Here is a 22,202-nt window from a genome sequence, read left to right on the forward strand (position 1 = left end):
ACATAGACGGGGTATTTTATTCGGATTTACGACTTTTTTGTTCTGGGGTCTACCTGCACAAAATACCTTGATTGAGATTAACTTCTAAGACTCTGTAGTCTCGGTGACTACAGGCGCTGGGCCAATCCACTGCTGCGATAACAAGCAGATTGTAAGCATTTCTCTAAAACGTGCTGTTGGCCATACAATTCGAAACGTTGTTTAGCCCGAGTTAACCCCGTGTAAAACAGTTCGCGACTCAACCCCATAATCGGCTTGTCGTCTCGACTTTCCGGTAAACATAACACCACCTTTTCAAATTCTGATCCTTGGCTTTTATGAATGGTCATCGCATAGACCGTATCATGCCGCGGCAACCTACTCACGACTATACCGTTATACTGCTCATGACCTGTCTTAAACCACGCCTTAATGAGTTGTGGCTGCTCAGGGTCGGCCATTATGATCCCAATATCGCCGTTAAAAATACCTAAGCCATGATCATTTTGCGATAACATTATTGGGCGACCATAATAATCTTTACGATCCAAGCTAATATGGCCTTGTTTGTTCAGTTCCTGTTCGATCATAAAGTTAAGGTTTTCAACACCCCAACTGCCATTTTTTTGGGCACATAAGATTTGCTGCTTCTCTAATAATGCAAAGGCTTGGCCAATATCGGCTAATTTAATTGCTCCGAAATAGCCACTTAGAAGCGACGCATAACTGCGCACAAACTCTCGCAAAGTGGCATTTTTGTACCAAGATAATCCCTCACCTGACTGTTGCTGAGACAAGAGGGTTAACCCTTTATTCACCTCACCTTGTATGACATGCTTGGCGAGCTGCCCTATCGGGCTTGATGCCGAAAATCTGTGACTTTTTTGCAATTTGACTAAACAATCAGAAATATTACCGCTAACCCGCTGCTGCTCAACTGGTGGAATAATTTCGCCACTCAATTCTGCCACCAACTGACACACTTCTGCACTGTAAACCGGCTCTGTGGTGCCTTGCAAAGCAGCCTGACAAATATCAGCCAGCACACTGCCCGCTTCCACTGATGACAATTGGTTCTGATCACCCAACAAAATGACACGACTGGCTATGGGCACAGCGCCAAGCAGTTTGGACATAAGCGGAAGGTCAACCATAGATGCTTCATCAACGATTAGCACATCTAAGTGCAACATATTTTGCTGATTGTGTTTAAAGTCTACACGAGCAGGTTGGCTGCCTAGCAACCTATGTATGGTGCTGCATTGAACATCAAGCGCCCAGCGGTACTGCAGGGGTAATCTGTCGCGCGCCAAAAGCAATGACTCTGTCAGTCTAGCGGCGGCTTTACCGGTAGGCGCCACCAGCTGAATTTTCAAGGGCTTACCCTGCTTGCTAGCCAAACCTTGCAGCAACGCCAGCAACTTAGCCACAGTAGTGGTTTTACCCGTTCCCGGCCCACCGGTTATCAGCGAAAAACTGCGGGTTGCAGCGATGCAAACGGCGACTTTTTGCCAATCTGTATCCTTTTCCTGATTGGCTGGAGGCGGACTGAAAAGCTCTGTTAGTACGGTATTCGCATGTTCTTGGTCAACAGCTAAAAAACTACCCAGCTTATTTTGAATAATATTAGCTAAGGACACCTCATATTGGTGGTAGCGTTGCAAATACAGGTTATTATTTTCGAATATTATCGGTTTGGCTTCGATTTGTTGATTATCAACATTGACACTGCGGGCCTGTTCAAGAGACATGAGCAAGCTCTTGGTTGAATCAAAGCCCAAAATTTGTAAGGTTGAAAAATCGATATTATTAATATTCAAACAACTATCTTGCTGGCTCAACTTTTGACTCACAAGCCCAGCTAATAAGGCAACTCCCTTGGTTTGCGCTGACTCCATTTGAAAAATGAAACTGGCGAAAGCGATATCAATGGATGAGAGTCCTAAACGTTGGATTTGCGTTTCATATTGTTCAGAAAAGGAAAAAATCAAATCCATCACCATAATCCTAATTGCGCAGGCTCGCTTGGCTCAACAACCACTGTTTCAGATTCGTCATTAGCGATTGGGTTGCCATAGAATAATCCATCAAGCGCCTCAATAAACTCCTTCTGAGGTTTAATGAAATATATCCCTGAGCCTAAATGATCCGGGGACATTCCCCGTAAAAACCAATAATAAGCACCACCAATATGACGGTCATATTGATAGTCTGCTAATTTGATAGATAACATTCTATGTAAGGCTAGGATATACAAAACGGATTGTAAGTGATAATCATGCTCAACCATAGCTTGCTGCAAATTAGGCTCAGCATAGTCTTTAAACTTATCCCCAAGATAGTTTGATTTATAATCTGCCACAAAATACTGGCCATCAAAACTGAAGGTTAAATCAATATAGCCTTTGAGCATGCCATTGAGTTGTTCAAACTGATAATTTCGGGCAGTTGTGCTGAAGTATTGATTGATCAACCGATTGAAATCCTTAACTTTGACCTTAGTTAACGGCATGTGAAATTCCATTTCAATGGACACATCTTGTGGGCTCAATTGCGCCAGCATTAAGCTGCTTTGCGGTTCATCCTTGATTGGTAAAGGAATCGGGGTAAGCAACACATCTTTTAACCACTGCAGTACAACAGGATTCCATATAGGGTCAATCCCATACCAATCCCCTTGCTGCTCGATCACTTGTACTAGCGTTACCGGTTTTTGGAAATCGATATTTTCTAACACACCATGCAAAAATGAGCCAGCCTGAGCCCCACGAGTAAATTGAAAACGGTCTAACGAAGCCGCTTCCTCGAGGCTGGCCGAGGATAATTCAGCTTGTGCTGGGGTAACCGGCGCTTCATGCTCATCGGTACCAGGTTGTTCATGCGCCAACTGAAATTGATTGCGAGCAATGGCAGAATAGCTTGTGATCCGCCAGTTTCGCGCAATAGTATTAGCTAATTGTGCGACTTGCCAATGCTCATGTTGTGGTGAACTGCCAATGGATGCTTGTTGGCTTGGGCTGTTGACATCAACCTGTTGATAACCAATATCAGTGCGCTCAGCTAACGCCTCGATACTTTGCCTTAGGCCGATATTATCTGGCTGCTGGGGTTCGGATATCAATAAACTTCCCATCGCCGTTAACGGTAAGGCGGACTGACGCTTACTGCGACCCAACATGGGATTCCACACCCCAACAAAACAATGATACACCGCCCGAGTCAAGGCAACGTATAGCAATCGAATATCCTCAGCCAAACGTTCATGATCTGCTTTTTGCATGCTCTCAGGTTGAGCTAGGAAATCTACCATAAGCTGTTGATCATCATTGTGATAAATGGCATTGCTTGGTTCTCGATAGGCGCAAGCAAAAGGGATAAAAACCAGAGGGAATTCAAGACCTTTAGAGGTATGCATGGTGATAATTTGGACTAGATTAGCATCGGTCTCCAAGCGCAATTGCTGGGCTTCATTTGCATGATCAGGATTTAGAATTTGCTGACCTAGCCAATATAACGTCTGATTCTCACTGGGCGTCAGGCTATTTTGTTGTTGTAATAACTCAATTAGATGGCGCAAATCAGTTAAACGCCGCAATCCATCAGGGTGATAGGTTAGCAAGCGGGAAAAAACATCAAAATGGTTTAACAACTGATTGAGCGCCATCATGACGCCATGGCGCTGCCAATGTTGCTGCCAGATAACGAATTGCTCAACTAACATCTGCCAATCTAATTCGTTATTAAAAAGTTGCTCCAAAGCGCTGGCATTGTGACACATCAGGCCACTGGCCAAAGCCGCTTTTAGTTTGCGTTCGTCTCTTGGGTTGACCATTGCATCTAGTAGACGATAAACATCGGCTGCTGTGTCAGTGGCAAACACACTGTGACGGATTAAAAATACGCTATCGATGTTTGCTTCTGACAACGCTTGCTTAATCACCGCTGCCTCTAGACGATCCCTGACCAAAACACAGCAATCCCCAGCCAGAATTGGCTTGGATTGCGCATTACCACTGTGCTCAACAACGACGCTGCCTTGAGCTAAAATGCTAACCAACTGATTGGCTAGATGAATCGACAAATAACGGCGTGCATCGCTTTGGCTAAGGCACTCATCATCTAATACCAGGTGATGGAAAATGAGGCTGGCTTGGGTTGCCTGTTCAATTCGAAATTCAGCATTCTCGCTGGCAGCCTGCACAGGATAAAAAGGAATATCTTGTTCGAATAAAAAGCCCCTTTTGCTGCTAATAAATAACTGATTGACCGCTTCGACCATATTTGGTTGAGAGCGCCAATTGGTCGCCAGGGTAAAGTGTCGTTGTGAGTCAACCCGCTGTTTTGCTTCGATATAGGTAAAAATATCCGCACCACGGAACGCGTATATCGCTTGTTTGGGATCACCGATCATGATTAAACACAAAGGACTGTCTTGGGTTTGAACTAACGGATAAAGCTGACTGAAAATAGTGAACTGAATATCATCGGTATCTTGAAATTCATCAATTAAGGCAGCCGGAAATTTAGTTCGAATTAAGTTTACTAAGGGTTCGCCATGGACAGAAGATACTGCAGCGTGCAAGCGTGCCATGAGATCATCTGGGGCTAATTGATGAGTTTGTTGCTTATAGTCTGCTAGGTTGGCTCTAATTTTTTGCAACCCATCGTATAACAATGCTTGCTTGAAATTGCCCGTAGCCTTGACTCGCAGGTTTTCCAGTTGCTCGAAGCGCTCAAAATTAATATGGGTCAGTTCAGGACTGGTTTTACTGCGGGCTTTTTGCACTTTTTCAGGAAAAAAGTCTGTCCAACCAGAATCAAACGGACACAAGTTTGAATCACTTTGACAAAATTCATCCATTTGCAAATACACGCCGGGTTTACCCAACTTAAAGTTACCCTTGAATTTAGCCTGCTGCATCTGTTCGCTAACGCGCTCATCTTGCCACCAGCACTTGAGTTGCCGTGTTTGTTCGATAAGTTTGTCAAGTTGGCTAAATCCCAACTGTAGTTCACTGACTGATGAAGTCAATAATTGGCGGTGTAAAATGGGCGATAACGCTTTGAGCAATAACTCAGGTGAGGACCAAAAATCACGGATAAACTCCAACTTTGCCATGCTAAGGGGGGCTATGTATTTTCGCCAATAGTCTTGCCCAGCTTGTCGAATCCATTTCGACTCGTCCAGCTCAAACTGCTCGTCAAATACGCTGCCACTTTCAAAAGCATGCTCACTGAGCATGCGTTGACAAAAGCTATGTATAGTAAAGACCGCTGCTTCATCCATTTGTTTGGCTGCTAGACTCAAGGTTTCACAGGCAAGTTGCTGATTTGAGTTATCGTTAATCAGTAATTGAATAAACTCATCATCGCTACTGCCTAAATAAAAATCTAAGTAAGCTGTGTAAATACGCTGCCGAATCCGCTCCTTTAGCTCTGCTGTCGCTGCATTAGTAAAGGTAACCACTAATATTTGATCAACGGTTAAAGGCTTACATTGATGCCCTAGCAACAAGCGTAAATAGAGATTCACGATGGTGTAGGTTTTGCCTGTGCCCGCACTTGCCTCGATTAAAGAAGCGCCTTGGAGTGGGAATGAATAGCTGTCTAATAACTTCATTTGCCATCCTCAAAGTGATACATGGGTTGCATAATGCTTTCACTGGTTTGACAAAAGGACTCGAAATTTTCCGCTAAATCAGGGCAAATTCGCGCGATATTTGGGTCTTGTTGTTCGCCTCTGGCAAAATGATTTCCAGCAAAATTATCCAGTGTTTTAGCTTTACTTTGACTCTCTAACCAGCAAGCAGCCGCATTAGGAAAGAACATAGGTGGAGCGCTTAAGCCGACTAAGTAAACTTGCACTAATTGCGCCAAATACTGCAACGCTTGTTCTTGCGGCACAGGGGTTAAGCAGAAACTTTTATCGATACCGATAAAAGTCGCACTCGTCATTGAACTCGAATGGGTGGCACAACAGCATAACCATCTTAACCACAAGCCAAACTTGTCTTTGCCGTTAATTTTTCCGGGCCTAAATAAAACTAATTGCTGAGCATATATCGATTTAATCCAGCCTTGCAGCTCAATGTCCTGAAATATGAGAGACACTTCCATAATTCGCGGGGATTGGTCTTTAATAATAGCTTGCAACTGGTCAAGTTGTGGCTGGGCTCGTGCTATCATTGAGCCCATGACCAAGGTGCCACTCTCGCCATCCGGCAACACTCCCCGCGCTTGCCATTGGCGGATAAAATATTGCACAAAACTATTATCATCTTGCCCCTCCTCTTCCCCTTCTGTTAAGTATGGAGATTGAGGAACAGATTTTCTCTGATAAATAGCCTGATTTAGATAATGATCATTAAGCTGGTAACGACTCAATCCATCCAACTCAAAAGGTTCTTCATCGAGCAGCTCGTCATGGAATAATTGCAGACTAGTACGCCAGCGAGTACGGAAAAAATGTTTCGCAGGGTTATTAAAGAAATCCAATAATTGCTCTAGTTCAATGCTGGTTTTAGCCTCTTCAGCAATCATCAGGGGTTGCGCCATAAAAGGCTCTATCTCAAATACTTGTTGTTGGGCCTTGAGCACTGCCAACCATTGGCCGTTAAAGCTGTTGCCTAATCGATGATGTTGTTCGAAGTACTGGTGTGAAAATGGCTGCAGGGCATGTTGAAATTGAATGTGCTCAACAAGATTTTTCCGGGTTTGCTTGGGTGTCAATGTATCCTGCCCTTGCAGGCAGAAAACTTGCTGGCAATAGTCTACTAATTCACTGACCAAAATTGACGGGTTGCGGGGTGAGTTATCTTTGGCGCTCATACCCAAATAACTAATATAAAGTTTACTGCGGGCTGAGATGATCGCTTCCAAAAACAAATACCGATCGTCCAATCTTCTAGAACGGTCACCACGACGCTTGGGCATATCCGCCATTAAGTCAAAACCCACAGGCACGGTTTGTCGCGGATAATCCGCATCATTCATACCCAACATGCAGACATGTTTAAAGGGAATACTGCGCATTGGCATCAGCGTGCAGAAATTCACCGCGCCTGCTAAAAAACGTTGCCCAACACCTTTCTCATTCAGATTTTGTTGTACTTCTGCAACAAATACATCGTGAAGAACATGCTCAGGAAATTGCTGTTTATGGGTGGTAACACTTTGCAGTGCCTGACGCAGTTGATTTAAATAAACCTGCTCATGGTCTTCCACAAGATACAGCTGCTCTATATAAACTAAAGCCTGCTTGACCTTATTCTCTAAGGTATCGCTGGTTAAACAATAGTGTTGGATTTTCTCAAGCAATTGTACAAATTCAAATAGCTTACCCAGTGCAATGGCCCGTTGCCCTTCAATATCATGATAGGGAGCAATATCCCCTTCTTCAGTGGGAGTGTGGTGATAGTGATATAAGTGCTGACCAGACATAGCATAACCAGCAAGCAAGCGCTGTAGGGCAAATATAAAGGTGTTTTGCTGTTGAGCAGGAAGCTGCCAACGAGTCTTGTCTTGTCCATCCCACCCCCAGCGAAATCCTGCGTCATTCAGCCAGAACCGAATATCCTGATATTCTTCCAAACTAATATCGAACTTTTGCTGCACTGCTGGGACTTCTAAATAACTAAGGAGTTCGGACAAACCAAAACGATGTTGGTGCAAATTAAGCAAATCCATGAAGTTTTCAAGCATGGAAGACTCTTGTGCGGCGTTTCGGTCGGATATGCCAAAGGGAATAAATAGATCCGCCACCGCGCTGCCAAATACCCCTTCAATATAAGGCGCATAACTTGCCACATCTGGCATCATGACCACTATGTCAGCTGGGCTTAACTGGGAGTCTAGGCTAAATTGCTGCAGCAGATAATTATGCAGCACTTCCAACTCCCGGACTTTAGAATGGCAACTATGGATTTGCAATGAATCATCTTGGCTATCAATCGGAATTTTAGGAAACTCGCTACCATTGCTGAGCAATTCCGCTGCGCTGAGTCTACTTCCGGTATTACGCATACTCAGTTGTAATACTTCATATTGCAGCCATTGCACTAGGTTGTGAGGCTGACTTGTATCAAAGGCATCATGCTGTTGTGCATCACTTAACAACAACATTTCCAGATAATCTCGACCAGGTTTACCCCAACTCGCTAACAATGGATTACCTACATCTAAAAATTCAACACCGGTTAACTTTCCCTCTAATTGTTTGAGTTTGCGCTTACTCAACATTTTTTCATCGACGATATCTCCCCAATAATGTTGACTCGGGTTACACCAGAACAAAAACACTTCTCGATGTTGCGCTAAGGCTTCAAACACCTCAAGCTGCTGTTGCGGTAGGGTCGAAATACCAAAGATGTATAATGGCTTCAGTGATTGATGATCCTTTGTCTGAGCGATCTTATTTAACAATAAGTGGTGTAAATTAGCCCGATGATATAAAGATTCTCCCAATGCTTGGGTCGAGTTAACCAACTCTCGCCATAACAATGGCTGCCAGTGGTGACGCTGCAATTGCGTTGCTTCAACGGTGCTGCTACCGTCTTGCCAATCGTTGATCCAGTCTGGTCTATAAACCTGATATTGATCAAAGACATCCGCTATCTTTTGGCATAACTGATAGAACTTCAGCCCACGGTCGCCGGCTAAGTAATCCTCTATATCTTTAAACTCTGGGCACGGGAGTAATTGTGGCAGTAGACTCATCAGCTTCCAGGCCATATTACTTTTGGTAAAGGCTGAAGTATCGGGTAAATCGTCAAAATAGTGCTGGTACTGCTGCCAAATAAAACTCGAAGGCAGTGGAAAAACCAAGTTGGCGGCAATGCCTAAGGTTTGGGCAATATTGATTTTCAACCATTGAGCCATACCTGGACTCTGCACAATAATAGTGTCACTGGTAAGTAAATCCGCTAGCCCATCATCAGAATAGTGACTACGGCTAAGTTGCTCGAGCAACTGTGCCTGTAAATTTTCCATTTTGTTAGACTGAATTAAATGAAGCACAGGGTTTCCTTGAGGCGCTTTTCTGCAATTTTATAAGCTAGGCAATAGTATTTTCATGGTAACGTTTTGTCTATCCAGCGCCAACCACTAAGATTCACTAAGGAGAGGTTTTAATTGAAAATAATCGACCATTGTGGGGATAAACGAGTTTAGGCCTAAGTTATTGTTTGTTAGACTTGACGTCATCTTAGTATTACTGGCCCTGATATGAAATTTATCTCGTTTAACATTAATGGTATCCGCGCTCGCCTTCACCAACTAGAAGCACTGATTGCTAAACACCAACCGGATGTGATTGGTTTACAAGAAATCAAAGTGCACAATGACCAATTCCCGCTAGATGCAGTTGCAGCTATGGGATACCACGTTTATTTCCATGGTCAAAAAGGCCACTATGGTGTAGCCATGCTATGTAAAGAACAACCCATAGAAGTACAATATGGGTTTCCCACAGACGAAGAAGATGCTCAACGACGCATGATCATGGTGACCTATCCTATGGCGAATGGTGAATCAGTTCGAGTGCTCAACGGTTATTTCCCGCAAGGTGAAAATCAATCTCATGAAACTAAATATCCGGCCAAACGCAAATTCTACCAAGACTTGATGCATTACCTAAACGCATATCATCAGCCCGACGAGAATGTCATTGTCATGGGCGATGTGAATATTTCTCACACCGATTTAGATATCGGTATAGGTGCAGAAAATCAAAAGCGCTGGCTTAGAACAGGCAAATGCAGCTTTTTACCCGAAGAGCGCCAATGGTTAAACACCTTGTTCGATTGGGGCCTTAAAGACGGCTTTCGCAGTTTAAACCCGCAGCAAAGCGAACAATACAGCTGGTTTGATTACCGCTCTAAAGGCTTTGATGATAATCGAGGTCTGCGAATTGATCTTATTTTGGCGACCGATCCACTACATGAAAGATTGTTAGATGCGGGCGTGGATTATGAACTTAGAGGCATTGAAAAACCGTCGGACCATGCCCCTATTTGGGCAACTTATAAGTAACTTATGTTTGATTTAACCTTTTTACAAATCTGTGCTTGGTTGCTATATGCAGTTAGCATCGCCGTGGTCATTTATCATGTCGATTTCAAACTTTTTGCCTCCAGTAAGAAAACTCAACATTTGGTTTTAGGTGCCTCTGTTAGTGTATTTGGTTTATGGCTATTTAGAGTTGGTGTGACACCTGGGTTAGACGTACACTTTTTGTGGTTGACTGCGTTAACATTATTGCTTGGATTGCGTTGGGCGCTGCTCAGTGGTGCGATTACCTTGTTAGTCTCCACAGTAGCAGGTTACGACAGCTGGGCAATGTTTGGGGTTAATGGCCTACTCGGAGTTACTGCGCCTATAGGACTATCATATTTAATATACAGTTTTTCATTTCACAAACTGCCCCGCCACTTTTTTGTCTATGTATTTGTCTGTGCGTTTTTTGCAGGTGCTGCAATGATAGCGTTGAAAATGTTGCTGTTAGGGGGCTACTTTTATCTAGAAGGAGCCTATGATACCGATGTAATTGTGGATACTTATTTGATGTTAATACCACTATTAGTGTTCTCAGAGGCTATGTTAAACGGCATGACAATGACATTACTAATAATTTATAAACCAAGTTGGGTTTATACCTTTTACGATAAGTATTATTTGGATAAATGAGCAAATAACTTATTACAATCCACAGCAGGCATAGGGCGATGGAAATAGTAGCCTTGGATCAACATTTCCTTGTTGGGTTGCAGATCTTCTAACATCTGTAACTGGCTCTGGGTTTCAACCCCTTCAGCTACTACATTGAGTTTTAATGAATTTGCTAGTGCTAATACGGCGGCCACAATAGCTAAATCGTTTTCATCATTAGCAATATCAATAATAAACGACCGGTCAATTTTCAATGTGTCGATTGGGAAGCGTTTTAAATAACTTAAAGATGAATATCCGGTCCCGAAATCATCCACCGACAGGGAGACGCCCATTCGTTTTAGGCCATGCAATCGTACAATGTTCTCTTGTACATTACTCATCACCACACTCTCAGTCAGCTCAAGTTCGAGCAAATGAGCGGGTAATTGAGTTTCCTTTAGCACAGATGCAACATCATCAATAAAGGATGGCGATTTAAATTGTCTGCCCGAAATATTAACTGCTACGCCAATAGGCTCATCTAAGGTATCAAGCCAGGCTTTTGCCTGTAAACATGCGGTAGTTAATACCCAGTGTCCAATATCAACAATGAAGCCAGAGTCTTCTGCAATTGGGATAAATTCTGCTGGTGAGATGAAACCCAATTCAGGGTGCTGCCAACGAAGCAAAGCTTCTACATGACATATTTTATGATCACTGAGTCGGACTTGCGGTTGAAAATACAGCTCAAAATCATCGTTCTTAAGGGCATCTCGAAGAGATTCTTCAAGTTTCAAACGATTCACTGCTCTAGAATTTAATGACTCTGAATAAAATTTAAAACATCCACGGCCGGATTCTTTGGCGAAGTACATGGCGGCATCTGCATTTTTCAATAAACTATCAACTGTATCGCCATCATGGGGATAGAAAGATATGCCTATGCTTGGCGTGACCACTACTTCATATTTTTCAAGTTTGATAGGCTCAGACAATTGATTTAACAAACGTTGAGCGACTTGGGTAACGGCATCTACACTAACCACATTGCTCAAAAAGATAGTGAATTCATCACCACCCAATCGCGCCAATTCTGGCACATCAGAGAGTTCTGGTTGTCGAGTAATAAAATCACTTTGGCGCAAATTAGACTGTAATTTTTTAGCCACCTCTTGCAATAATTTATCGCCGTAGGAGTGACCTAAAGTATCATTTATCCGTTTAAATCTATCTAAGTCGATAAATAAGATAGCCACATGGTACTGTCCACGTTTAGCCAGATTGATAAATGCTTCCAATTGCTCTTTGAAGTATTGCCGATTAGGCAAGCCAGTCAAAGAATCATAATAAGCTAAATAACGCAGTCGCTCTTCACTTTCCTTTAGGCTTACCATAGCTTCACGACTGCGCAACATATACTTAATTCGGTGCGGTATCATTGGCCATTTTATCGGCTTTGGGAGGAAGTCAGTTGCCCCTACTGAATAAGCTGTATCAATAGAAACATAATCGTCTGCGCCAGTCACCATTAGAACTGGGATATCTTTACCATGGTCGGTGGCGCGAATTTGCTGGCAAACTTCAAAGCCTCCGAGTATCGGCATTTGTACATCTAATAAGACTATATCGGGTTTCACGGCGAAAAACTGAGTTAAGGCAGCTTCGCCGTCGGCTGCATCAAAAACCACAAAGCCCTCTGACTCAAGGGTATCGCGCATAATCATCCGATATGTAGGGTCATCATCGCAAACAAGTACCTTGATAGTGTGTTTGGGATTGTGCTGCGAAGTCGTTATCATGCGGTAAATGTATCCAAGTAACTTAGGGTTTTCTCATAACAAGCTGAAAATTTATCTATGGTGTCTGAGCATGCCGCCAAATTGTTATCAATTCCAGCCTTTTCGATAATTTGGCAGTAGACTTCAAGTTTTTTAGCTCCAACATTGCCAGTAATAGACTTGATGCTATGGGCTAGCAATGCTAGATTTTCCGCATCGCCCTGTTGATAATGATTCAACAGTTCGGGTATTTTATGTTGCATCTCAGTTTTAAAAGTTTCAATAACACGACTAAAAATCTTTCTACCCGTTTGCTTTTCTACGGCAACAATAGTGTTAACGGTTTCGGTATTAATATATTGCGCAAGGGGACTATCCTCATCCACAGTGGCGGCCGGTTCTTGGCTATCTAAAACATAGTTTTGAACTACCTTTTTGGCAACAATTTTATCGCCTAAATAGTGTTGTAAAGTGGCCAATAATTGTTTGGCGGTAAAGGGTTTAAGCATGCAATCATCCATGCCCGCGTCTAGACATTCCTGCCTATAATGACTACCCATTCCAGCGGTCAAAGCAACGATAATCAACCTGGCTATGTGTTGTACGTTTTGCAGTATGCGTAACTCTCTAGTACATTCAAACCCATCCATTACCGGCATCTGACAGTCCATCAATATAAGATCAAAATGGCTGGTTTTCACTTTCTCAATTGCCATCATTCCATGGTCTGCAATTTCAACTTTACAGCCCAGCAGAGTTAACATATCTGATGCGACTTGCTGGTTGGTTTTAGAATCATCTACCACTAAGATTTTTGCTTCGAAGATATAATTTTGGCCGAACTCTAACGGTGATATGACATTTTCAGAGGTATGCCGAAGCCCCATTTTCTCTTTAATGCTTTCAACTAAACTGTGTCGCTGTATGGGTTTGTTAAGGATCTGCAAAGATGCAATAGGTAAGTCGTCCTGATCATGGTTGAGTTGGGTCATGACGATAACCGATGACTGTACTTCTATGATGCCATGCAACCATGACAAATCCTGTAAAATGGCCTCATCCACCAAGTATATAATATTTTTCTGTTGTTCAACTGAGGTTAATTGACTAACACTGGTGATCTCAAAATAATTCATTTGCATACGTTCGAGGCAGTTCAAAAGCATAGATTTGGTTGGCTCATCAAACGCCAAAACTGCGACTGTTATGCTGCCGAACTCTGCCAACGGATATTCACCGGTTGGCTGCTGTGCAGCCTCAAGGGGCAATGACACTATAAACTTGGAGCCCTTGTGTTGTTCAGAGGTTACGCTAATTTCACCTTTCATTAATTCCACTAAGGTCTTGGTGATGGTCAGACCTAAACCAGAGCCTCCAAATTTCCGTGTTGTGGTGCTATCGGCCTGTTCAAATGGCTGGAAAATTTTCTGTTGCTGCTGTTCTGACATACCGATACCGCTATCGGACACTGCTATCTGCAATCTGTTGTCTTCACAACTAACGTCAATAACGATACAGCCGTATTCAGTGAACTTAATAGCGTTACCAATCAGGTTGGTCAATATTTGGCGTAGGCGTAATGGATCGCCCATGATAAATGTTGGGCAGTCAGTGGCCACATTAAAGCCTATTTGCACATCTTTTTCGTGAGCTCGACCAGCAATGTAAAAAACGCTTTCTTCAATCAAGGAATGCACATCGAAAGCGATATGCTCTAGCGCAATTTTACTCACTTCCATCTTGGAAAAGTCCAAAATATCGTTGATAAGCTCTAATAACATTTCGCCAGAACGATGGGCTGTCGAGGCATATCGACGTTGCAATGGATTCAGGTGAGTATTGAGCAACAACTCCCCCATACCAAGTATACTGTTCATCGGCGTTCTTATTTCATGACTCATAGTGGCTAAGAAGTCTGATTTAGCTTTCGCCGCATCCTCAGCACGGGCGCGTGCAACGTCTTTTTCAATGATGGTTTCAGCTAATTGTTGGTTAGATACTTTTAGCTCATTGGTACGTTGCTCGACTTCGCTTTCCAATTTTTGTTGATAGCGCAATTGTGCTTGTTCTTTTTGCTGTTGCCTCTGATAAACCCTATATAAGATGCTGATTAATATGATGAGATAAACTACATAAGCATAAATCGTTTTCCACGGTGGAGGCATCACCTCCAACTGCACTTCTAATTCTTGCTCACTCCAATAGCCGTCGCTATTGGCGCCACGCACTCTTAATGTGTAGGTTCCATCGGCTAGGTTTGAGAAAGTAATTTCATTGTTACTTCCGGCATCTACCCATTCATCATGCAATCCATCAACTTTGTATTGATATTGGTTGTCAGAAGGCTTGGTGAAATCCAACACGGCAAATTTAAACCCTATCACCGAATCCGAATGTTTAAGCTCTATCACCCCATCATCACGAAACGCTTTGTACAGAGGAACGTCATGATTAAAAATACTAAATGACAATAATGCCATTGGCGCATTGAAGCGGTTAACCGGAGGATTGTTGGGAAAAAAGGTATAGAAACCATTTGAGCCACCAAAAAACATCCTACCGTTTTTAGCTTTGAAATTAGCACCGGCAGTGAAGTCACTGCTTTGTAAACCATGGCCCGAATTGAAAGTACGAGTGAAGGTCCCATCTGAGGCAATTTGAGAAATACCGTTGGGATGAGTGAACCAAATATTACCATTTTCATCGTCTAACAAGCCGAATACAACTTGGATGGGCACCCTATTATTAATTGAAAAATATTCGAAGTTACTTTTGTGAGTATCGGATTGGTGTTTAGTAAATCGCAACAGACCTACCTGTTGAGTACCTATCCATAAATAGTTTTCGGTATCAAGTAGAGTATAAATATTATTGCTTGGGATAGAGTTGGGATCATCTGGATCATTAACAAATCGGGTGATCTCATTACGCTGCAGATCAACCCGATTCAAGCCGCCACCGTTAGTTGCCAACCAGATGTTTCCATCTGCACTTTGCACCAGGTCTAATAATCGATCACTTGACAGTGAGCTAGGATCACTCGCGATATGTTTAAAATGTTTAATCTGACCATCGGCGGGCAAAATATTAAGCCCCCCTCCGTATGTTGCAACGGCTATTTCGCCACTTGCCAATTGAATAATTTTACTGATTGCATTTGAACTGATTGTATTTGGATCCTCGGGATCGTGTCGATAGTTTTCAAAATGTTGCTCTCCACTTTTACGTTTAAACAAACCACTTTGATATGTACCCACCCATAATGTGTCCTTGTCATCCACTAACAGGCTCATGACTCGGTTATCCTTGATAGAGCCTGGCTCGCCAGTATCTTTCAAGTGCGTAAACTGACTGGTATTTGTATCAATCTGATTTACGCCACCATCCCAGGTTCCTACATAGAGATTACCATGAGCATCTTGGGCAAAAGAGGTGATCAGATTCACCGATAACTGAGACCCAACTCCAAAATCTTGGCTTATATGAGTAAAGTTTTTGACATCCGCATTCCAGGAACTTACACCTCCAAAGGTGCCCACCCACATTACCCCACCATCATCTTGATATAGCGTCTTGACAGCATTGCTAATCAAACTAGTGGGTCGACCCGACTCGTGTTGATAAAGATAAAATCTTTGGGTTTCAAGATTAAATTCACATAAGCCTTTTGCTGTAGCGAGCCACAACCGCCCTACATTGTCATCTTGGATATATCCGACTTCGTCGGAACAAAGACTAAAACCATTGTTTTCATCATGTCGATAGGCTTTAGTCACTTCAAAACCAAAATCAATTGCGTACAGGCCTTTATCTTTAGTAGCAATCCAAATGGTGCCCTGCTTATCTTGAAACAAATCCGCGATATTATTACTTGGGAAGGGTTGTGCACTTTGTTCATTTAAGTGAATAAAGTCTTGTGAACCGGCTAATTTGATTGCAATACCAGCATCTTCCGTCGCTACCCAAAGGTTGTTGGTTTTATCCACCAGAATACCCGTTATCTTGTTGCTACTTAAAGACTCGGGATTGGCAGGGTCAAGCTGAAAAGCAGTGAAGGTATCTCGTTGTGGATTGTAGAGGGTCAGACCAGCATCCCTACTACCAAACCACATACTCCCATCGTGAGCTTCGGCAATGACTAAGAACTCTTCAGCAAGTAAATTTGGGTACTTGACCGCATTCGGCGAAAAAGATTTGAATGCATCTTGTTCGGCAAGGTAAAGATTGATCCCTGAGTCGGTCGCAACCCAAAGACGTCCCTCTCCATCTACATGCAAATCCCTTATCCAGTTATTGCTAAGACTGCTACTGTCGCCTGGAATAAAGTTATAATGACGCATTGATTTGCCATCATAGCGGTGAAGCCCGTTTTGGGTTCCAAACCAAATGAATCCGCGAGAATCTTGTTCAATTGCGTTGATAAATGGTTGTAAACCCATTGTTTGCGGAGAGATATTATTAAAGTAAAGTTGATGAAGATCGGTTTGATAGAAGTTTGTTTTACTGGGCACCCCATGTTTTGCCCAAGTCTGTGTAAGCCAACCCCAACAGGCTAGCACAATAATACACGCCAGCCCGCAGCGCTTTGGAAGGGCGAAATGTAACCAACTCGACATGAAATGCAAACTAATTAGTGTCTATTAAACATAAAGTTACTTGAATTTACTCTATTTGTATAGGGAAGAGGTTTTTAACCGCAAAAAAACGAGTACATAAGGTACTCGTTTTGAGTTAGTTGAGTGAGCGCTATTCTTGTTCAACCCATCTTTGGTTAAACATGCTCACATTGGATTCACTGCTAGCAGCCCGAGTGTTACCCCATAGTTGTGAATCACTATTAAACCTGACATTTCCCCACAGTTGTGAACTGCTATCAAAGCGCACGTTGCCCCAAAGCTGGGAATCACTAAAGAATTTCACGTTGCCCCACAACTGAGAATCATTGTTAAAGCGCACATTACCCCAAAGTTGTGAGTTGCTATTGAAACGTACATTACCCCATAGCTGCGAATCATTATTAACATTGCCCCACAATTGAGAGTCACTGTCGAAACGAACATTACCCCATAATTGAGAATTACTGAGGAAGCGCACGTTGCCCCACAATTGTGAATCTTGGTATACGCCGTTCCAACCCATGCCCTGAGCATCTGGAATATAAAAATCACCGTCACCCTCATAACGACGTGCGGGACCAACATAATGATTTTCGCCAGATAAATCCTGTGCAATATCCATACCTGCATTGCCACAGCCTACTGCACTTTCATGCAATGCACTCATGGCATCAACCAAGCCAGCACCTTGTTGAAATACACTATAAGCAAGATTACCGTCTTCTTTTACGGCTACCTTAGCGGTATACATCAAGCGACATTTAATGTCATCCGGACTCAGGCTAGGATCTTTTTGTAACATCAACGCGACCACCCCTGACATAATAGCGGTGGACTGCGAAGAACCCGATAATAGGAAGTATTGTCCGTTATCGTCATAGATTGTGTAGTTGGTACTGATAAAAGTCTCTTCATCTAACAAACCTTGAATATGGCCACCTGGTGCGACAATTTCTGGCTTTACAAAACCTTCAAACGTAGGACCTGCACTAGAGAAACTCGTAACAAAATCATCACCAAGGTTATCTACAGTGTAATTATCCGAAGTCGCACCTACTGTAATAATGTAAGGAGTGTTACCTGGTACGCCAATGGTCATAGCCTCGGGTCCCTGATTACCAGCAGCAGCCAATACAGTGATACCGGCTTCCCAGGCACGCATTACCGCTTGGTTGATAGGGTCATCCCAGTAATATGAGCTAGGTATAGCACTAAAGGACAAATTAAGCACCTTGATGTTAAGCGCATCTTTATGGTCTATAACATATTCCACTGCGGCCAAAATACTGGCATAACTTGCTCTTCCTTGTTCATCAAACGCTTTGACAATAACCAAGTTTGCATCAGGCGCGATTCCATTATAACTGCCGGTCATCTCGCCTCGTGCGTTGAAAGTAGCTGAGTTATTAGCAATGATGCTGGCAACGTGGGTTCCGTGACCATTCTCATCATTTGCACTATCAACATTGTCACTATCTAATACGTTGAACTCACGAATAAATCGACTTGAGCCCATGGTGTCTTCGCGAATGCTTTTGAAGCTCTCAAGACCCGTATCGATAATAGCTACCGTAACATCTTTGCCGGTATAGCCGAGTTTATGAGCTTCATCTGCTCTAACAATAGTAGGGTAGTATGTATCTCGACGATAACTCTGTTGTGGGGTTAAATTGGTTGTTGCCATTTCTTGGAATTGACCGTCTGAATATTCAAGTACAACGCTATATTGAAAGTCATCAACAGAAGACAGTTGGCTAAAAGCCACATCAATAATAACTTCCTCACCTTTGCTCAGCGTAATTGCATCAGATAAACTAATTTCTGCGCTTCCACCTTCTAGAGGCATATCAATAATTGCTACCTGATTCAAGTTGAAGGTTTTTACTGCGCCGTTCTCAACAGGCCAATCGATCATGACTTTTGTTAAGGTTGCGGTACTTTCAGTTGCAGCAAGGGTTTTCCAGTTCATTGACTTGCGTTTAGTGTTATAGCGTATTGGCGTGTCGACATTGTCTTGCAACTGTTTTTCAATATCGATTTTGTCGCCGTTAGTCATATTCAATGCAATTTGATAATCTGACTCAATAACACTTGGTGGATTTTGAAAAGACATTTCCACTTTAACTTGCTTCTTACCCTTGAATCTAAGGGTTTTTCTGCTTGAAAAAGTAATAGTGGCACCTGATGGCGTCATCTGTAATTTGGCATGTTTACTACTTTTCGATAAATTAAATTTTCTGCCTGCAAAACTCAGCCCGACTAGCTTGCCATTTTCTTTCGGCCAGTTCAGTTCAACCTGCTTAATATCAAGATCTTGATCGATAAAACTTTTCGTGTACCAAACGACTTGATTAGCATTCAAGTCGAATTTGAGGGGCTTTTTACTCGCCCACTTGGCTGCACTTACATCGACACCAGTATCGCTAAAGAAGCGCAACATAGGATTGACAGATTTGACCATGCTGATTTGCTGCTGAGTCAAAGACGCTGAAATAGCCTCAATCACCTTATACTTGTGCAACACAACACCACCGACTGCGGTAACTTCGCGCTGCATGGTGGATTGACTTGCACCTTGGACGATAAAAGATTGAACAGCACTGCCCTCACTTTTCTCAGGGGCAACTTCCGAGCTTAACGTCTGCATCAAGCCAGCGCTAAAAAGCACTAAAACTAGAATTGTTAAACAGAACGAAAACATTTTGTTCATGAACGACATCTCCTGATAATCACTTCAGCCCAACATAGGACTTCACGTAATTGTAAATGCAGCTATTGGGCCAACATTTCACAAGAGACAAATAAAACAAAATAGCCAATAATTTCATATAGTTATAAATAAACGCTAAGCTATATTTAGCCATATCTAGGGTTTTCTAACTTTGACTAAAATAATGACAAATCAAATGAATCGATATTGAGTCATTATTTAAGTGGGAGTTAAATTTTGAATCTAAATTTGCACATTAACATCAATGGGTGAAGCTACCCAATGGCACACACTTTATCTGGATAATATGCGGCAAGCTATGGAAAACATTAAGATTTAAGAGTATTTATCTACTCAGCCATCAAGAAGCTAGTTGTTAGGTTTCATCAGCCGTTTAGGCAGAGATCTTTATCAGCGGGGTTAGCTTATTGTTTGGGGATGAAAGGGCAAAATTTGCCGCAAAAATTGATTCATGACTGGTAAAACAAGTCATGAATCTTAACTATGACGATGTCTGTTTAAAACAAAATATCATGAACATTTTTAAGATCTGTCTTACCCGCGATAATCTCATCTGGGGTTAGGCCTGAAATTTCATGGGGAAAAACTAACCACTCATCACTTTCGTGCACATAATAGTCAGGTACTATTTGAGTTTTATTATTGGCAGGTTTGTAATATGGACAGGCAATACGGATATCTTCAGGCATATTACGACGAGATAGTTTCTTTATTTGTGCAATCAATGCTTCGACACTTCGTCCGGAATCAAACACATCATCTACAATCAATAAACCGTCACTGGCATTAGCGTTTTCAATAAGATAATGCAATCCATGCACTTTTATTTCTTTAGACTGTTTATCAATCCCATAGTACGAAGACGTGCGCACCGCAATATGGTCAGTCTCAACTTGTTTATAGTCAAAATATTCTTGCACTGCAATACCAATGGGTGCGCCGCCTCGCCATATGCCAACAATAAAATGGGGACGAAACCCATCTTCGAAAACTTTAGCAGCTAACCTAAATGAATCTTCAAGTAACTGTTGTGCAGTAATGTAAGTTTTTTGCATTAACAAACCTTAGTGACATGTGATTGATGAATATCATCAAAACTCAATAAAAAGAAAACGTTATTATAGCTAAAAGCCATCCAGTTTTGATGGAAAATATCCATAATTCGTAACTACAAACTTAATATTCTAGCTTTATTCGTATTTTAGCGCGTTAGCTGGCTGTACTTTCAATGCACGGTAAGCAGGATAGAGTGTCGCGGCAAAACATAAGCCAATTGAAAGAAATACAAGAGACGCAATTTGTGCCCATTGAATATCGACAGGCAACCCCTGATTGTCACCAATCGAGATTGGTGCGCCCAGTAAACTAAGCAATGGATTTATTTGGCTTACCAACAGCAAACCAACAAACAAACCAAATAATGTGCCTTTAATCCCATTATACAAACCATTGATTAAAAATATAGAGAGTATCTGATGACCTTGCATCCCTTGAGTACGCAGGATGGCAATATCCCCTTGCTTCTCGGTCACTACCATCACCAATGCAGAGACTATATTGAAAGCAGCTACCGCAATGATCAGCAATAACATCAGCGACATCATATTCTTTTCCATCTTTACCGCATCAAATAAAGGTCCTTGTCGAGCTCTCCAATTAACGGTAGGTAGATCAATCAACTTTTCAACCTTCAAGTAATCGAAGGCATCATCCAGAAACAGTCGAGTTTGACTGATTTGGGCAAGGGATTTACGCAACAACTTGGCATTATCACCGATGTGTAAATACACTACCTTATCATCCAGCTGTGAGCCCAATTCGAAGATGCCGACGATGTTGAACAGACGCTGGCTAGGCATTCTTCCAAATGGTGTAAAACTGCTGGCATTGGCTGATATTATTCGAGTCTGATCCCCTGGACGTAGATCTAATTTGCTGGCCAACGGTCGACCAATGATTATATTAAATTGCCCTTCAGCTAAATCGTCAAATTTCCCAAACAACATATTCTGTGCAACAACAGATTGAGTCATAAAAGATGGTTCAATGCCATGTAATACCACCCCTTGAATACCTCGTCGAGACTGGATCACACCTTCGCTTTCCACAATAGCTGAAATTGATTTTACTTCTGGAATGCTTTTAAACGCGGCTATTTTCTGGGATTCAACCCCGATAGTATCTACTACAATGTGTGGTGTGATACCTAACAATCGGGTTTTAAGTTGCAACTCAAAGCCATTCATAACAGAGGATACGGTAATTAAAGCAATCAAGCCTAGCGCGATACCAAATACACTAAATAAATTAATAAAGGCTATAAAGTGATTACTTTTACTGGCTTTTGCGTATCTAAGACCGATAAAAGCAGAGACAGGATGAAACATGATGAATAAAGGCCTTTTGATAAAATGTATGAACCTACAAGCTATTCCGACAAAGAATCTTGTA

10 protein-coding genes are annotated in these 22,202 nt (G+C 42.3%); 2 read left to right on the forward strand and 8 right to left on the reverse strand.

All coding sequences use genetic code 11. The features are described from left to right. Positions 1 to 107: 107 nt before the first annotated feature. The 3 genes from recD to recC are packed head-to-tail and all read right to left on the reverse strand — an operon-like array spanning position 108 to position 8,994. Positions 108 to 1,976, reverse strand: coding sequence for an exodeoxyribonuclease V subunit alpha (recD, locus tag QR722_RS11195; RefSeq protein ID WP_286282938.1), 1,869 nt, complete (start codon positions 1,974 to 1,976; stop codon positions 108 to 110). Next, entirely contained in the window at positions 1,976 to 5,599 is a 3,624-nt protein-coding gene (gene recB / locus QR722_RS11200) for an exodeoxyribonuclease V subunit beta (RefSeq protein ID WP_286282939.1), read from the reverse strand. Before recB ends, recD begins: the two co-directional genes overlap by 1 nt. Further along, complete coding sequence (gene recC, locus QR722_RS11205) at positions 5,596 to 8,994, reverse strand: exodeoxyribonuclease V subunit gamma (protein WP_286282940.1); 3,399 nt, start codon at positions 8,992 to 8,994, stop codon at positions 5,596 to 5,598. Before recC ends, recB begins: the two co-directional genes overlap by 4 nt. A 207-nt stretch (positions 8,995 to 9,201) precedes the next feature. Here recC and xthA point away from each other — a divergent pair, with 207 nt between their 5' ends. Further along, positions 9,202 to 10,008 (forward strand): exodeoxyribonuclease III, encoded by an 807-nt coding sequence (gene xthA / locus QR722_RS11210; RefSeq protein ID WP_286282941.1) that lies wholly within the window; start codon positions 9,202 to 9,204, stop codon positions 10,006 to 10,008. 3 nt (positions 10,009 to 10,011) lie between these two features. Next, on the forward strand, positions 10,012 to 10,662 hold the full coding sequence (locus tag QR722_RS11215) for an energy-coupling factor ABC transporter permease (protein WP_286282942.1): 651 nt from the start codon (positions 10,012 to 10,014) through the stop codon (positions 10,660 to 10,662). On the opposite strand, the gene QR722_RS11220 is transcribed toward QR722_RS11215, so the two are convergent. The 5 genes from QR722_RS11220 to QR722_RS11240 form a co-directional block, all read right to left on the reverse strand. Further along, complete coding sequence (locus QR722_RS11220) at positions 10,647 to 12,425, reverse strand: two-component system response regulator (protein ID WP_286282943.1); 1,779 nt, start codon at positions 12,423 to 12,425, stop codon at positions 10,647 to 10,649. The two genes, QR722_RS11215 and QR722_RS11220, sit on opposite strands and share 16 nt — an antisense overlap. Then, positions 12,422 to 17,020: a two-component regulator propeller domain-containing protein gene (locus tag QR722_RS11225; RefSeq protein ID WP_286282944.1), complete on the reverse strand. Its 4,599-nt coding sequence runs from the start codon at positions 17,018 to 17,020 to the stop codon at positions 12,422 to 12,424. The genes QR722_RS11220 and QR722_RS11225 overlap by 4 nt, the downstream gene beginning before the upstream one ends. A gap of 130 nt (positions 17,021 to 17,150) precedes the next feature. Beyond that, a complete protein-coding gene (locus tag QR722_RS11230; protein ID WP_286282945.1) occupies positions 17,151 to 19,730 on the reverse strand; it encodes a S8 family peptidase in 2,580 nt (859 codons plus the stop codon). Positions 19,731 to 20,248: 518 nt separating this feature from the next. After that, positions 20,249 to 20,806: a phosphoribosyltransferase gene (locus tag QR722_RS11235; RefSeq protein WP_286282946.1), complete on the reverse strand. Its 558-nt coding sequence runs from the start codon at positions 20,804 to 20,806 to the stop codon at positions 20,249 to 20,251. Between the two features lie 135 nt (positions 20,807 to 20,941). Then, positions 20,942 to 22,138, reverse strand: a complete 1,197-nt coding sequence (locus QR722_RS11240; RefSeq protein WP_286282947.1) for a lipoprotein-releasing ABC transporter permease subunit — start codon at positions 22,136 to 22,138, stop codon at positions 20,942 to 20,944. Between the last annotated feature and the right edge of the window lie 64 nt (positions 22,139 to 22,202).

The sequence above is a fragment of the Aliiglaciecola sp. LCG003 genome (assembly GCF_030316135.1).
GTDB lineage: Bacteria > Pseudomonadota > Gammaproteobacteria > Enterobacterales > Alteromonadaceae > Aliiglaciecola.